Raw genomic sequence first — 15,221 nt, 5'->3', positions numbered from 1 at the left:
CCTGGCTACTTCTTGCGCTTGGCCCGCTTGCCCGACACCGCGGCCTTCCGGCGTGCCCGCGGCGGCGCCGCCTTGGGCTGCGCCCGGACGGGCACCACCGCCTCGGGCTCCCCCGCCCCCTCGGGCTGCTCGGACTCCGCGCCCTGGAGCGCCTCCTCGACCTCGGCCGAGGTCATCCCGGCCGAGGGCGCTCCGGCCGTTTCCGCTTCCGCTTCCGATTCCGGCTCCGGCTCCGCGACCGCCCCGGCGGTCACCGCCGCTGCCGCTTCCGGCTCCGGGTCCTGGTCCGACTCCGGTGCGGCGACCACCACTTGGGCGCGCCGCAGCACCTCGTCCTCCCAGAAGAACCCGGTGAGCACCGTCCGCACCACCGTCTCCGGCGCCACCCCCGGCCGCGCCTCGACGCCCACGATCTCGGCCAGGTCCGGGTCCGCCGTCATCCCCTCCAGCCGCATCGGCCGCACCTTGGCCTTCGCCAGCCGACCGAGCAGCCGCCGCCGGGTGGCCTCGATGCCCTCGCCCCGGCCCATCGCCACCAGCTCGCGGTCCAGCCCGAGCGCGGCCAGCGCGTCGTCCACGTCGACCAGGACGCCCAGCAGTTCCCGCTGCTCGGCCCGGGCGGCCTGCCGCTGCTCCGTCAATTTGCTCCCCAACAGGGATGCCCGGAACAGCAATTGGACGAACTTCCGCTCCAGGTCGACCTCCTCGACCCCCGGCGGGATCTCCAGCGGCCGGTGGCCGTCGAGCGGGGTCACAGTCGGTGCGTCGGTCATTCGGATCCTTTCATGGATACCCCCGGCTTCAGCCGGGATAGGGAGCGAACTCCCATGTAGCGGGACAGGAATAGGCAGACCGCCGCCAATGCGGCTTGGAATGTCCAAATTGTGACTGTCCGTTATATTGCTACAACAATGGGTGTTAATGTGTGACCCATGGCGACCACCCACGTGAAGCGGGCGTTCAAGTACCGCTTCCACCCGACCGATGCGCAGGCAGCTGAGCTGTCGCGCACGTTCGGATGCGTGCGGAAGGTCTACAACATGGCGTTGCAGGCCCGGACTGAGGCGTGGACGCTGCGCCAGGAGAGGGTCGACTACAACCGGACGTCGGCGATGCTGACGGCCTGGAAGAAGACTGAAGAGCTGGCCTACCTCTGCGAAGTGTCGTCGGTCCCGTTGCAGCAAGCGCTCCGGCATCTTCAAGGGGCGTTCTCGAACTTCTGGCAGAAGCGGGCGAAGTACCCGACGTTCAAGTCCCGGAAGAAGTCGAGGAAGTCCGCCGAGTACACGTCCTCGGCGTTCCGGTTCCGGAACGGGCGTCTGACCCTGGCGAAGATGGATCAGCCGCTCGACATCGTGTGGTCGAGGCCGCTTCCCGAGGGGGCGGCCCCGTCCACGGTCACGGTGTCGCAGGACGGTGCGGGCCGCTGGTTCGTGTCGATCCTGTGCGACGACCGGCCGACCATGGCCAAGCCGGTGAACGCGGCGGTCGGCATCGACGTCGGGATCACCAGCCTGGTGGCACTCTCCACCGGCGAGAAGATCACCAACCCCCGGCATGAACGCCGGGACCGGGGACGCCTCGCGACAGCGCAGCGGGTGCTTGCCCGCAAGGCCAAGGGATCGGCGAACCGTGGGAAGGCCCGGACCAAGGTCGCCAGGATCCAGGCCGGGATCGCCGACCGGCGCAGGGACTTCCTCCACAAGCTCACCACTCGACTCGTTCGTGAGAACCAAACGATCGTGATCGAGGACCTGATGGTCCGCAACATGCTCAAGAACAGGAAGCTGGCCCGCGCGATCAGTGACGCGGGCTGGAGCGAGCTGCGGGTCATGCTGGAGTACAAGTGTGCCTGGTACGGCCGCGAGCTGATCACCGTTGACCGGTGGTTCCCCAGCTCCAAGCTGTGCTCGGCGTGCGGCACCATCGCGGCGAGCATGCCGCTGAACGTCCGTACCTGGACATGCGGCTGCGGCACGACCCACGACCGGGACGTGAACGCAGCCAAGAACATCCTGGCCGCCGGACTGGCGGTGTCGGCCTGTGGAGACGGTGTAAGACCTCAACGGAGCGCTCCGGGCGGGCGGTCGTCGGTGAAGCAGGAAGTAGTCCCACCGCAGCGCCGACGCGCAGCGGCTCAGCCGCGAGGCTGAGGGGAATCGCCCTCCTTCAGGAGGGGAGGAAGTCAATCGGGAACCTCGATCTGCGGCAGGACGGAGAGGTCGGCCGCGTAGCGGGCGGGGACGGGGGGTTCGGGGTCGGTGCCGGCCGGGGCCGGATCGGTGAAGTCGGCGGCCAGCTCGGCGCGGTGGAGGGTGAGGAAGGCGGGGACGGGTGGGAGCGGGGGCCGCTCGATCACCAGCAGCGGCTCGGCGAGGGCCGGGGCCAGCAGCTCGGCGGCCTGCTCGACGGGCTCCGGCGGGAGCGGCTGCTGGAGGTCCGCCTCCAGCCGGCGGTCCGGGTTGCGCAGCAGTGCGGCGGCTTCCTGGATCTGCTGGCGGGTGTAGCGGGCCGCGCGCATCGCCGGTCCGACGGCGAGGTTGATCTCGCGCACTCCGGCCGTGAGCGGGATGCCCAGCACCTCGTACGGCGACGGTTCTGGCAGTGGCATGGCGGGCGGTCTCTCCTCACGGTGGCGGCTGGGACGGCTGACGGCTCGGGCGGCTGGATCGGTAGGGACGGCTGGATCGGCTGAACGGACGGGGTCGGCGACAGGGCTCTCGGCTGAAGGACGACGGCAAGTGCCGTGCGGTTGCCGTCAGTAGAGCGCGTTGATCCGCCGCTGCATGGCCCGCAGCTCGGAGTCCTCCGGGCTGTGCTCGACGGCCTTGCGGGCCAGGTCGCGGGCCTCCCGCAGCTGGCGGGCGTTGGCCCGCTGCACGGCGTACGAGCCGTAGACGATGCCGAGTTCGCGGTGCAGCTTGCCGGTGTCCTCCGGGCTGCGGGACAGCCCGAGGGCCTCCTCCAGCAGCCGGATCGCCTCGACGTAGCGGCGGGCCTCGTAGTGGCCGATGGCCTCGCCGCGCCAGATGCTCACCATCAGGCGGCAGATGTCGGTCGAGTCGTCGTAGGACCTGGCCTTCTGCAGCATGGCGGCCTGGGCGGTGAACGGCCGGTCCTGCATGGCGTCCACGACGTGGTTGGCGATCATCACCGCGACCCGGCGGGGGGCTTCGCGGTCGATGTCGCCGTCCCACTCCGGGTCGGCGTCGAGCGCCTCGGCCATCCGCCGTACCGCGCGGGCACGGTCGTCGGCGAAGGCGGCGGAGCGGGAGAGCTGGCGCAGGACGAAGGCGAGGCCGAGCCGGTGGTCGGGGTCGGGGTTGATGGCGATGAGGGCCCGCCAGGCTTCCGCGGCCTCCTCCAGCTCCGGGTCGGGGGCGTCGGCGCGGCTGAGCTGGCCGGCCCGGTTGCCGAGCGCGGCTTCCAGGAAGTGCCGGGCGGTCGGGTCGCCGGGGGCGAGCTCCTGGCTCTTCCGCAGCAGTTCGATGGCGCGGCCGTAGTCCTTGTCCTCGTTGTTGATCTTGCGGGCCCACTGGGCGTAGGTGGCGCCGAGGTCGCCGCGCACCTCGGGGTCGTCGGGGGCGATCGCGAAGGCCTTCTCCAGCAGTTCTGCCGCCCCGGGCTGGTCGTCGACGGTGTTCTTGAGCAGGGCGCGGGCGGCCCGGACGCCGGACTCGGCGGCGATCCTGGCGGCGTCGGCGGGCAGGTCGACGCCGGGGACGGCCCGGGCGCGGGTGAGGCAGTCCAGGGCCTCGCGCCAGTCCTGGTTGCGGTGGTGCTCGCGGGCCTGGCTGATCAGGGACGCGCCGAGCAGCGCCTGCCAGTCCTCGCCGCGCTCGCCCTCGGCCACCTCGTCCAGGGCGGCGACGGCGGCGGCCTGGCGGCCCTGCAGCTGCAGGTAGCGCTGCGGTCCGAGCGGGCCGAAGAGGCCGACGGCGCGGACCAGCGGCGGGGCGTCGGCGGCTATGGTGCGCCGCCGCCACGCGCCGACGGCCTGCTCGAAGGCCTCGGCCCAGCCGGTGGTTCCCGGCTCGGCGCGGAGCAGCCGGTCGAGCGTGGGGCCGGCCGTCAGCCGGCGGGTGGGGCGGCCGGGCAGGGATATCCGGACGTGCTCCTGGGCGAAGGCGTCGGCGGCGTGGGCCTCCAGGCCGAGGCGCAGCGTCCAGGAGGTGACCTCGTCGCCGCTGCGGCCGGCGGCCCGGTCGAGGGCGCGCAGGTCGTCCCGGAGGCGGTCGATCAGGCCGGTACGGGCGGCGGCCAGCCGCTGCGGTTCGGGGGTGCGGCCGGTGATCCGGGCGGACTCGTCCCACAGCTCGGGCTGGTGCAGGGCGGCGACCAGGCAGCCGAGCGTCCAGGCCCAGACCTCCTCGTCGGCCGCCGCCGAAGCGGTCGTCCCCGCGGCGGTCGGGTCGGCGGCAGCGGTCAGGTCGGCGGCGGAGTCGGCAGCGACCGGGTCGGCGGCTGAGTCGGCACCGGCGGCGAGGCGGTAGCCGGCCAGGCCGAGGGCGTGCAGCAGCCGGGGGTGTGCCGGGTCCCTGCGGAGCAGCTCGCGGTAGGCCGTCCAGGCCTCCCGGTGCCGGCCCTCGGTGGCGTGCTGGTGCGCCTCGTGCTCGGCGAGCAGGACCAGGGTGCCCGCCGCCTGGGCGTGGCCGGGGGCGAGGGCGAGGGCCTGGCGCAGGTCGCCGGCGGCCGCTCCGGGCCGGTCGGCGGCCAGGGCTGCGCCGGCCCTGCGGACCAGGACGGCGGCGCGGGAGGCCGCGGCGTCCGCCGGGAGGTCGGCCAGTGCCTCGTCGTGGCGGCCGAGTTCGGCGCGCAGCAGGGCGAGGTCGAGGCGGACCGGGCCCGCGGCGGCGCTGTCGCCGAGGGCGGCCGCCCAGCCGGCCAGGACGGGTTCGGCCTGTTCGGGGGTGCCGGCGCGGCGGGCGCAGTCCAGGACGGCGCGCAGCGCGGGGCCGGCGCAGCGGACGCAGCGGGGTGAGGCGGCGTCGGCGGCGATGTGCAGGTGGTCGGCGCAGGCTTCGCGGCCGCAGCCGCCGCAGGCGCCGGTGGCGGGGCGGTCGCAGACCGCGCAGCCGCCGGGGGCGTGGTCCGGCGGGGTGCCGGGGGCGCGGCCGGTGCCGGGGCCGGCGTTCAGGAAGTGCCGGTACCAGTCGAGCGCGGCGGTCCAGTTGCCGGCCCGTTCGGCGAGCAGGGCGCGCAGCCGGGCGACGGCCGGGTCGCCGTTCGGGTCGGGCGGGCCGAGCAGGGCGATGGTCTGGGCCGGGCGGCCCGCGAGCAGGGCGAGGGCGGCCAGGTGGTAGCGGTCGCGCAGGCCGCCGGAGGCGTCCAGCAGGGTGGTGACCGGTTCGGTGGCGCCCTCGGCCAGGGCGAGGGCGGCGCGCAGCCGGGCCTGGCGGTGGGTGAGGGCGCCGGGGAGGGTGTCGGCGAGGGCGAGGGCGGCGGTGGCGCGGGCCCGGGGTTCGGGGTGGTCGCGGCCGGTGACGAGCAGGTGGGCGGCCTCGCGCAGGGCGGCCTCGCGCAGCGCGGTGCGGTAGCCGGCGGCGCTGGGGTGTTCGGCGGCGGCGCGCTGCCAGTGTGCCCGGGCGGCGGCCGGGTCGGTGGCCAGGCGGGTGCGGGCGAGCCGGTCGCGGGCCAGGGCCTGGCGTTCGCGCAGGTCCTCGTCCTCCAGCGGCTCCCAGCGGGCGAGGGCGCCGGCCGGGTCGTCGGTGCGGGCGAGGGCGAGGCCGTGGTGGAAGGCCGCGATCCTGGTCCAGCGGGTGCCCGGTTCGGTGTCGGACTCGGCGCGCAGCAGCGGTTCGGCCTCGTCGGCCCGTCCGGCGGCGAGCAGGGCGGCGCCGAGCCGGACCCGGGCGGGGCGCCAGTCGGGGGCCTGGCCGAGGCCGGCCCGGTAGTCGGCGGCGGCCTCGGCGGGGCGGGCGGCCCGTTCGTGCACCAGGGCGAGGCCGAACCGGGCCGGGGCGAAGGAGGGTTGGACGGTGAGGGCGGCGGTGAACTGTTCCCGGGCCTGGTCGTCGGCGCCGAGCAGCAGGGCGAGCCGGCCGAGGGCGTAGCGGGGGCGGGGGTCGGTCGGGGCCTCGGCGGTGGCGGCCGCGAAGTCGCTCCAGGCGGCCTCGGTGTTGCCGAGGCGCTGCCGGGCCAGGCCGCGGAAGAGCAGGCAGTCGGTGCGCAGGGCAAGGCCGCGCCCCCACGGCGAGGGCTCGCCGGGGCCGAGGCGCAGCGCCTCGTCGAAGGCGGCGCCGGCGGGTCCGTCCTGGTGCCGGCCGTACAGCTGGACGCCGCGGCGGAACCAGAGTTCGCCGCTGCCGCCGGGGGCCCGTTCGGCGACCAGGGCCTCGGCCTCGGCGGCGCGGTCGGTCTCCTGGAGCAGGGCGGCGCGGGCGAGGACCGGCCAGTCGCGGCCGGGCAGGGCGGCGAGGGCGCGGGCGGTGGCGTCCTCGCGCCGCGCGGGGGCGCCGTCGCGGCAGCGGTGGTGCAGCCGGTCGAGGGCGCGGGCCGCGGTGTCGGCCTCCTCGCCGGGTTCGGCGCCGGCGGCGGTGGCCTGGAGGAGGGCGAGCAGCGGTCCGAGGTCGCCGTCGGCGGTGTGCAGTTGCTCGTCGGCGAGGCGGCGCAGGCTCCAGCGGGGCAGCTGGCGGGCCGGGTCGGTGAGCAGCGGGAAGGCCTCGCGGTACAGGGCGAGGGTGGCCTGCTGGTCGCCGGTGGGGATGGTGGCTTCGGCTTGGCCGAGCAGGGCGAGGCCGCGGTGCGGACTCAGTTCGGCGGGCCCGGCGGCGAGTCGGCCGGCGATCCGGGCGTAGTGGCGGCGGGCCTGGGCGGCCTTGCCCGCGGTGAGCCGTTCGGCGGCCGCGGCCAGGGCTTTCGTCGCGGCCTCGGCGTCCAGGATCCGTCGGCGTCGCGCCAGCACGACGGCGGCCGCACCGGCCAGTGCCACCACGATCAGCAGCACCGCTAGCAGCGCCATGCACCGTCCCCCTGTGTCAGGATGTCGTCCGCTCCATGATCAAGCAGCTTTGGATGATCATGAGTTGACGTCGTGTCGTGATGTTGCTCGAGCGCCAACAGAATAGGCCCTCGATCGGACAGACGAACAGGAAAGAGCACTATCCTGGTCAGCGCGGCAGCAGGACGCGGACAAGCGCGTCGGCGGGACGTCAACAAGCGCATCAGCAGCGGTCAGAACCGTCGAACGGTTCGGAAGCGTCGGGGGTCGTGTGTCCGAGTCGCGTTGGGTGCCCGGGCTCAGGTTCGGTCCGGAGTTCGACCCCGAGCAGTACGAACTCCTGGAATTCCACCACCGGGGCGGCGAGGCCGAGGTGTGGCGGGCGGTCCGGACCGGCCACAACGGGCGCAAGGAACTCGTCGCCGCGAAGATCATGCTGGAGCGCGACCCGTCCGAGGTGCGGCGCTGGCTCGGCCGCTGGGACGACGTCTCGCACAACGCCCACCGACTGGGCGTCACCGACCTGGTGGTGCCCAGCTTCCTGCTCGGCCCCTCCCCGCACCGGCCCGGCGCGGTGTCCTCCGGCGGGCTGCTGGGCTACCAGATCTCGCCGTGGGTCGAAGGCGTGCCGCTGCACACCTGGGCCCGGACCCAGCGCGGCGGTCCGGCGGCGGTGGCCGAGGTGCTGGAGCGGCTCTGCCGGATCGTCGACGAGCTGCACCGCAAGCGCTGGGTGCACCGCGACATCTCCCCCGCCAACGTCCTGGTGGACGGCCAGGGCGTGGTCAAACTGATCGACCTGACCTTCCTCGCCCCGCTCGACCACACCCTCACCGTCGCGGTGTTCACCCCCGGGCACGTCCCGCCGGAGGCCGAGCAGGTCGGCGGCTTCCCCACCACCGCCAAGGACCTGTTCGCGGTCGGCACCCTAGCCCGCACCCTGCTGCTGCCCGACCACGGCCGGCTCGACCACCGGCTGGCCGCCGAACAGGCCCGCGCCGAGCTGCTCGCGGCGGGCTACGGCGAGGAGCTGGCGCGCTGGGCGTGCGAGCCGCTGGCCCGCGACCCGGAACGCCGCCCGGCCCCGCTCGGCCCGTGGGCCGGCCGCGGCCGCGAACTGCTGCGCTCCCACCGGCCGGTGGCCCGCACCGCCGGCCTGGCGGTGCTGCCGGACCGCTCCGGACGCCCGCTGGTCGTCACCGGCGGCGCCGACGGCACCGCGCTGGCCGGCCCCGGCCGCACCGCCCACCGGCTGCCGGCCGGCCAGGGCCCCGGCGCGGTACGGGAGTTGGCCGCCGGCTGGGCCGGGCGCCAGGGCGAGCTGGTGGTCTGCGCCGAGGACCGCGGCAACACCCTCTGGGTCGGTACCGCGGCCGGCTGGTGGGAGGCGGCCCGCGGCGTCAACGGACTGGCGGGAGCGGTCGGCCCGGGCGGGGAGATGACGGTCTGGACGGCCGTCGGCGGCGCGCTGCGCTCCTACCGCTGGGCGCCCGGCCTCACCCTCACCGGCCAGGAACTGTCCGGCTGCCCCGCCGACCGGGTGCTCGCGGCGCTGGAGGAACGGCCCGGCTGCTGGCTGGTCCTGGTCGAGCACCGGGGACGGGTGCTGAGCTGGCGGCCCGGTTCCGCCGAGCCGCCCGCCCCGCTCGGCCCGGCCGACAGCCCGCGCGCCGGGGCGCTGGCCCGTACCTCCGCCGGACCGCGGGCCGCCACCCTGCGGCCGGACGGCTCCGTCCAGTTGCACACCCTCGGCGCGGCCGGGCCCGGCACCGAGATCGGCGACGGCGAACCCTCGCTCGGCATCGCCATGGTGGGCCACCGCGGCGGCCCGACCATCGCCCTCGCGGGCGCGGGCGGCGTACGGCTGCGACTGCCGGCCGGCGGCGCCTCCCGGCGCCCGCGCTGGTGGCGGCCGACGCTGCGCCCGGCGACCCGGGTCGCGCTCGCCATGGGGGACGACTGGCGGCTCTGCCTGGCCGCGGTGGTGGAGGGCGAGCTGCAGGTCTGGCAGGAGGACGCGGCGTACCGGTGGCAGGCGGTGGAGCTGCCGGAGGCGCCCTGAGCCGGGCCGCGCGTCCCGTGGGCCGAGTGGGCCGTACGGCCGTACGGGCCGAGTGGGCCCGGCGGGGCCTGCGGGATCGTTCCGATCATCAGCCGAGTTGGACTCCCCGAGCGGGCCCCGCATCCGCGGGGTCCGGGCAGCAGAAGGGGGAGCAGGCCGGATGGGAAGCGGAACGGCGCCGGACAACCCGGCGCAGCGGCGGGTCGAGGCGGTCCTGGCCGAGGTCGCCGGCTCCGGCGAGGAGCTCGGGGTGCAGGTGGCCGCGTGGCTGGACGGCGAGGTGGTGGTTGACGCGTGGGCGGGCCTGGCCGACCGAGCCGAGCAGCGCCCGATGGGACCGGACACGCTGGTCCCGGCCTGGTCGACCGGGAAGGGGGTGGCAGCCGCCCTGGTGGCGGTGCTGGTGGACCGGGGCGCGCTGGCGTACGAGGAGCCGGTGGCCGCGTACTGGCCGGAGTTCGGCGCGGCCGGCAAGGCGCGGATCACCCTGGGGCAGGTGCTCTCCCACACGGCCGGGCTGCCGCAGCTGCCGCCGGACGTGACCCCCGAGCGGCTGCTGGACCTCCCGGCCACGGCCGCCTGGCTGGCCGGGCAGGAGCCGCTCTGGGAGCCCGGCAGCGCGGTCGGCTACCACGCCTGGACGTACGGGGTGCTGCTCTCCGAGATCCTGCGCCGCGCCACCGGCCGGGGCTGCGGGGAACTGCTGCGGCAGGAGGTGACCGGCCCGCTCGGGATCGCCGACGACCTGCTCTTCCACGTCCCCGAGCACCTGCTGCCACGGGGGGCGACCTGCTACGACGGCGGCTGGGCGGCCCGGCTGGAGCGGATCCCGGCCGGGGCGCCGTTCTTCGTCTGCGCCCCGCCCGCCGTGCTGCCCCTGGCCGGGCTGGCCAACCGCGCCGACTTCCGGCGCACGGCGCTGCCGGCCAACGGCGTGATGACCGCGCGCGCGGCCGCCCGGCTGTTCGCGGTGCTGGCCTGCGGCGGCGAGGCGGCGGGGGTGCGGCTGCTCTCCGCTCCGACCCTGAAGGAGGCGACCACCGGCCGGACGAGCGGCGTGGACCGGATGATGGGCGTCCCGTGGACGATGGGCCTCGGGTTCCTGGTCGGGGACGAGTCCTGGCCGCCGGTGCGTCCGCCGGGCGGCTTCGGCCACAGCGGGTCCGGCGGCAGCACCGCCTTCGCCGACCCTGCACACCGGTTCTCCTTCGCGCTCGTCAAGAACCGGATGACCGCGGCGGGCGGCCTCGACGCCCGGCTGGTCGGCGAGATCCGCACCGCGCTGGGCATCGCGGACGGCTGAGGGCTCGACCGGGGACGCAGCCGAGGACGCGACGGCCCGTCGGGAACGCCGGGGCCCCGGAACCCTGGCGGGGTTCCGGGGCCTCGGCCCGGTGCGGGGGGCTTTCCAGGCTTCAAGGCTGCGAGGACTTCAAGGCCTGCGAAGGCTTCAACGGCTTCGAAGGCTTCAGCGGAAGCGGCGCAGCCGGAGGCTGTTGCCGACCACGAAGACCGAGGAGAAGGCCATGGCAGCCCCCGCGATCATCGGGTTGAGGAGGCCCGCGGCGGCCAGCGGCAGGGCGGCGACGTTGTAGCCGAAGGCCCAGAACAGGTTGCTCTTGATGGTGCCGAGGGTCTTGCGGGAGAGCCGGATGGCGTCGGCCGCGGCCAGCAGGTCGCCGCGGACCAGGGTGAGGTCGCCGGCCTCGATGGCGGCGTCGGTGCCGGTGCCCATGGCCAGGCCCAGGTCGGCCTGGGCGAGCGCGGCGGCGTCGTTGACGCCGTCGCCGACCATCGCGACGACCCGGCCTTCGGCCTGCAGCCGCCTGACCGTCTCGACCTTGTCCTGCGGCATGACCTCGGCGATCACGTGCTCCGGTGCGATGCCGACCTCGGACGCCACGGCCTCGGCGACCAGCCGGTTGTCGCCGGTCAGCAGCACCGGGGTCAGGCCCAGCGCGCGCAGCTTGCCGATGGCCTCGGCGCTGGTCGGCTTGACCGCGTCGGCGACCTCCAGCACGGCCCGCGCCTCACCGTCCCAGCCGACCGCGACCGCGGTGCGCCCGGCGGCCTCCGCGGTGCGCTTGGCCTCGGCCAGCTCCGCCGGCAGGTACTGCGACCACTCGTTGAGCAGCGCCTCGCGGCCGGCCACCACCGCGTGGCCGTCCACCACACCCTGGACGCCCAGGCCCGGGACGTTCTCGAAGCCCTCCACGGCGGGCAGTTCGCCGGCCTTGGCGGCGGCGCCGGCGATCGCCCGGGCGATCGGGTGCTCGGAGGCGTGCTCCAGGGCCCCGGCCAGCCGCAGCACCTCGGCCCGGGTGGTGGTGGTGGCGGTGTGCACGGCGAGCAGGGTCATCTGGCCGGTGGTGACGGTGCCGGTCTTGTCCAGGACGACGGTGTCGACCTTGCGGGTGGACTCCAGGACCTCCGGGCCCTTGATCAGGATGCCGAGCTGGGCGCCGCGGCCGGTGCCGACGAGCAGCGCGGTCGGGGTGGCCAGGCCGAGGGCGCACGGGCAGGCGATGATCAGCACGGCCACCGCCGCGGTGAAGGCGGCGGTCCAGCCCTCGCCGGTGCCCAGCCAGTAGCCGAGGGTGGCCACCGCGAGGGTGATGACGATCGGTACGAAGACCGCGGAGATCCGGTCGGCGAGGCGCTGCGCGGCGGCCTTGCCGTTCTGCGCGTCCTCGACCAGCTTGGCCATCCGGGACAGCTGGGTGTCCGCGCCGACCCGGGTGGCCTCGACGACCAGCCGCCCGCCCGCGTTGACGGTCGCACCGGTGACGCTGTCGCCGACCCCGACCTCGACCGGCACGGACTCGCCGGTCAGCATCGAGGCGTCCACCGCCGAAGCGCCCTCGACCACCGTGCCGTCGGTGGCGATCTTCTCGCCGGGCCGCACCAGGAAGCGGTCGCCCACGGCGAGTTCGGCGATCGGGATACGCACCTCAGTGGAGCCGCGCAGCACCGTCACGTCCTTGGCGCCCAGTTCCAGCAGCGCCTTGAGCGCGGCGCCGGCGGTGCGCTTGGAGCGGGCCTCGAAGTAGCGGCCGGCCAGGATGAAGGCGGTGACGCCGGCCGCCGCCTCCAGGTAGATGTTGGACGCGCCGTCGCTGCGGGCGATGGTGAACTCGAAGCCGTGCCGCATGCCGGCCATCCCGGCGTCGCCGAAGAACAGCGCCCAGAGCGACCAGAGGAACGCGGCGCCGGTGCCGAGCGAGACCAGGGTGTCCATCGTCGCGGCGCCGTGCCGGGCGTTGGTCCAGGCCGCCCGGTGGAACGGCCAGGCGGCGTAGGTGACGACCGGGGCGGTCAGGGTCAGGGAGAGCCACTGCCAGTTGTCGAACTGCAGCGCGGGCACCATCGCCATCGCGATCACGGGCACGGCGAGTGCCAGCGCGGTGAACAACCGGGCCCGCAGCGGGGCGAGTTCGTCGGCCGGCTCGGTCGGCTCGCCGGCCCCGCCCTCGGCGACCGGGGGCTGGGGCAGTGCCGCGGTGTAGCCGGTGGCCTCGACGGTGGCGATCAGGTCGGCGACCTCGACGCCGCCCTCGAAGGAGACCTTCGCCTTCTCGGTGGCGTAGTTGACGCTGGCGGTGACCCCGTCCATCCGGTTGAGCTTCTTCTCGATGCGGGCCGCGCACGAGGCGCACGTCATTCCGCCGATCGAGAGTTCCACCTCCGCGGAGGCGGGTGCCTGCGTAGTCATCGTCGCTCCTCGTGACGTCGGTTGCCTTGCCTTCGACGGCCGGGCCTTCATACCCATGAGGGGTATCGGGCGGCGCCGGGTTCATTTATACCCCTGAGGGGTATCGTCGGCAAGGCCTGAGCGATACCCCCGGCAGGTATTTTCCGGGGTGCCGATCCGCTTGACTTGATACCCCCATGGGGTATTCACTCATGGGCATCGGGGCCGCACAGCGCGCCCCGCACGCCCGCACACCCGCACTCCCCGCACTCCCCGCACGCCCCGCACGCCCCGCACGCCCCGCACGCCCCGCCGGAATCCCGAGGAGGCCCGCATGACCGGCTACCGCACCGAGAAGGACCAGCTCCTGCGCAGACTGCGCCGCGTCGAGGGCCAGATCCGCGGCCTCCAGCGCATGGTCGACACCGACACCTACTGCATCGACGTCCTCACCCAGGTCTCGGCCGCCACCAAGGCCCTCCAGTCCGTCGCACTGCAGCTGCTCGACAGCCACCTCGCCCACTGCGTCCAGGACGCCATCGCGGGCGGCGGCACCGAGGCCGACCTCAAGGTCGCCGAGGCCACGCAGGCCATCGCCCGGCTCATGCGCACCTGAGCCCCTCCCCCCGTACGCCGCCCACGCCCACGCCCCCGAGGAGAACCGCCATGAACACCGCGCTGCGCATCACCGCCTTCACCGCCGGCCTCGCCGCCGCCTTCGGCCTCGCCCTCGGCGTCGGCAACGCCACCGGCAACGGCCCCTCCCCCAGGCCCGCCACCGCCGCGCACGCGGGCCACGACACCGGAGCGCCCGGACGGACGGACGACGCGGCCGCCGACCACCTGCCCGGCGGGCTGCAGATCTCCGAGCGCGGCTACACCCTCAGCGTCGAGAACCCCTTCGTCACCGCCGGCGCCCCCACCGACCTGCGGTTCCGCATCCTCGGTACGGACGGCAAGCCGGTCACCGCGTACCAGCAGGAGCACGAGAAGGACCTGCACCTGATCGTCGCCCCGCGCGACCTCTCCACCTTCCAGCACCTGCACCCGACCTTCGCCGCCGACGGCACCTGGAGCGCCCCGGCCGCCGTACCCGCCGCCGGCGAGTACCGGGTCTTCGCCGACTTCACCCCGGCCGGCGCCGCCGAGGGCCTCACCCTCGGCGCCGACCTGCACGCCGCGGGCGAGCTACGCCCGGCCCCGCTCCCGGAGACCGGCCGGACCGTCACCGTGGACGGCTACACCGTGACCCTCGGCGGCGACCTCACCCCGGGGCGAAGCGGCCGGCTCACCCTGAGCGTCAGCAAGGACGGCAAGCCGGTCACCGACCTCCAGCCCTACCTCGGCGCGTACGGCCACCTCGTCGCGCTCCGCGCCGGCGACCTCGCCTACCTGCACGTCCACCCGGACACCACCGCCCCGGGCCCGGAGATCGGCTTCACCACCACCGCCCCGAGCCCCGGCGACTACCGCCTCTTCCTGGACTTCAAGCACCAGGACACCGTCCACACCGCGGCCTTCACCCTCACCACCGCCGCCCACCCGACCGAGCCCACCGCCAGCCACCAGCACTGAGCAAGCCCGGAACACCACGGTGCCGGGCGATCCGCCGTGGATCGCCCGGCACCCCGCAGTTCACGCCCTTGACCGGGTCAGTCCGTGGCCTTGGGATGGCCGCTACCCGCATGGGTGATCCACGCGGTGCGGTTGACGTCGTCGATCAGATACCAGACGCGCCCGCCGCCCGTGACCTCGAACTGCCAGCGCTCCAACGCCTGCCCCTTGAAGGCGGCGGTTCCGAGACCGCCCTTGAGCCGGTGCTGACGGGCGGGGTTGTCACCGGCGCGCGGGGTGGCGCGGATCCTCTCGAACGCGCGGCGCAGGTTGCCCGCAGCCTGGCGTGCCAGGTGCTCCCACCCCTCCGCCGCCTCGGAGTTCGCGAACCGGAGGTCGTACTCCTCCCCGATCGGGGGCGGCGCGGCCCGGTCCCCCCTCTTCGGGCTCACTCTGCCGCCTCGGGTGGCGGCACTGGCCCGAGGTCGCCCTCGGGCTCGCGGGTGAGGAGGGCGTACAGCGTAGGATCCGCGTGGATCTCGGCGCTGTGCTTCCACTGGGTGAGCAGGACCGCGATCGGGGCGAGGTTGTCCAGCTCCACCGCGCCGCGTGCCGTGTCGACCAGTTCGGCGAGCAGCGCGTCGACGTCCTCCTCGGGCAGGAAGGTGACCCACGGCAGGGCTTCGGGCAGCGCTTGGCGCAGGGCGGCGGTGTTCTCGGTCCGTACGAGCCCGGCGAGCAGGCGGGAGGTGAAATCCACGACCGATGCGTCCCGTTCCATCTGGTCGACCCTCATCAACGCGAGGTCTCCGGCGTCGCGTCTCCGGAGACGGATCGCGCGGACGGCGTCCAGTCGGCGCGTGGTCGCGGCCGGGTGGTGGAGCAGTTCGCTGAAGGGCACCTCTTCGTAGGCCGCAGTCATGACATCCACAGTAGCTCGGATGTCGGTGGGGCAGTACTCGAATCGCGGTGCG

Annotated in this window: 11 protein-coding genes; 5 read left to right on the top strand and 6 right to left on the bottom strand. The window is 74.9% G+C overall.

Going from position 1 to position 15,221, the window contains the following annotated elements:
* Positions 1-5: 5 nt before the first annotated feature.
* On the bottom strand, positions 6-773 hold the full coding sequence (locus IE332_RS17130; RefSeq protein WP_189916967.1) for a nucleotide exchange factor GrpE: 768 nt from the start codon (positions 771-773) through the stop codon (positions 6-8).
* 159 nt (positions 774-932) lie between these two features.
* Between IE332_RS17130 and IE332_RS17125 the strand changes: the two genes are divergently transcribed.
* Complete coding sequence (locus IE332_RS17125; RefSeq protein WP_189916965.1) at positions 933-2,153, top strand: RNA-guided endonuclease InsQ/TnpB family protein; 1,221 nt, start codon at positions 933-935, stop codon at positions 2,151-2,153.
* A gap of 32 nt (positions 2,154-2,185) precedes the next feature.
* Here the strand turns inward: IE332_RS17125 and IE332_RS17120 are convergent, their stop codons facing one another.
* Together IE332_RS17120 and IE332_RS17115 are read right to left on the bottom strand one after the other, a co-directional pair.
* Positions 2,186-2,611: a hypothetical protein gene (locus tag IE332_RS17120; protein WP_189916963.1), complete on the bottom strand. Its 426-nt coding sequence runs from the start codon at positions 2,609-2,611 to the stop codon at positions 2,186-2,188.
* 147 nt (positions 2,612-2,758) lie between these two features.
* Positions 2,759-6,961 (bottom strand): tetratricopeptide repeat protein, encoded by a 4,203-nt coding sequence (locus IE332_RS17115; protein ID WP_189916961.1) that lies wholly within the window; start codon positions 6,959-6,961, stop codon positions 2,759-2,761.
* Positions 6,962-7,211: 250 nt separating this feature from the next.
* Here IE332_RS17115 and IE332_RS17110 point away from each other — a divergent pair, with 250 nt between their 5' ends.
* Positions 7,212-9,002: a serine/threonine protein kinase gene (locus IE332_RS17110; RefSeq protein WP_189916959.1), complete on the top strand. Its 1,791-nt coding sequence runs from the start codon at positions 7,212-7,214 to the stop codon at positions 9,000-9,002.
* 160 nt (positions 9,003-9,162) lie between these two features.
* Positions 9,163-10,305 carry a serine hydrolase domain-containing protein gene (locus tag IE332_RS17105; protein ID WP_189916957.1) on the top strand — a complete coding sequence of 381 codons (1,143 nt, stop codon included), beginning with the start codon at positions 9,163-9,165 and terminating at the stop codon, positions 10,303-10,305.
* A 165-nt stretch (positions 10,306-10,470) separates the two neighbouring features.
* Here the strand turns inward: IE332_RS17105 and IE332_RS17100 are convergent, their stop codons facing one another.
* The gene (locus tag IE332_RS17100; RefSeq protein ID WP_189916954.1) at positions 10,471-12,714 is read right to left on the bottom strand and encodes a heavy metal translocating P-type ATPase; all 2,244 of its coding nucleotides are present in this window, start codon (positions 12,712-12,714) and stop codon (positions 10,471-10,473) included.
* Positions 12,715-13,027: 313 nt separating this feature from the next.
* Here IE332_RS17100 and IE332_RS17095 point away from each other — a divergent pair, with 313 nt between their 5' ends.
* Complete coding sequence (locus IE332_RS17095; RefSeq protein ID WP_189916952.1) at positions 13,028-13,309, top strand: metal-sensitive transcriptional regulator; 282 nt, start codon at positions 13,028-13,030, stop codon at positions 13,307-13,309.
* Positions 13,310-13,359: 50 nt separating this feature from the next.
* Complete coding sequence (locus IE332_RS17090; RefSeq protein ID WP_189916950.1) at positions 13,360-14,268, top strand: DUF8832 domain-containing protein; 909 nt, start codon at positions 13,360-13,362, stop codon at positions 14,266-14,268.
* A 77-nt stretch (positions 14,269-14,345) separates the two neighbouring features.
* On the opposite strand, the gene IE332_RS17085 is transcribed toward IE332_RS17090, so the two are convergent.
* Together IE332_RS17085 and IE332_RS17080 are read right to left on the bottom strand one after the other, a co-directional pair.
* Positions 14,346-14,699, bottom strand: coding sequence for a hypothetical protein (locus IE332_RS17085; RefSeq protein WP_189916948.1), 354 nt, complete (start codon positions 14,697-14,699; stop codon positions 14,346-14,348).
* Positions 14,696-15,169, bottom strand: coding sequence for a hypothetical protein (locus tag IE332_RS17080; RefSeq protein WP_189916946.1), 474 nt, complete (start codon positions 15,167-15,169; stop codon positions 14,696-14,698). Before IE332_RS17080 ends, IE332_RS17085 begins: the two co-directional genes overlap by 4 nt.
* Between the last annotated feature and the right edge of the window lie 52 nt (positions 15,170-15,221).

This window comes from Kitasatospora xanthocidica (assembly GCF_014656195.1).
In the GTDB taxonomy this organism is placed as follows: Bacteria; Actinomycetota; Actinomycetes; order Streptomycetales; family Streptomycetaceae; genus Kitasatospora; species Kitasatospora xanthocidica.
The sequence above is the reverse complement of the archived record's forward strand: the minus strand, read 5'-3'. Positions and strand labels throughout refer to the sequence as shown.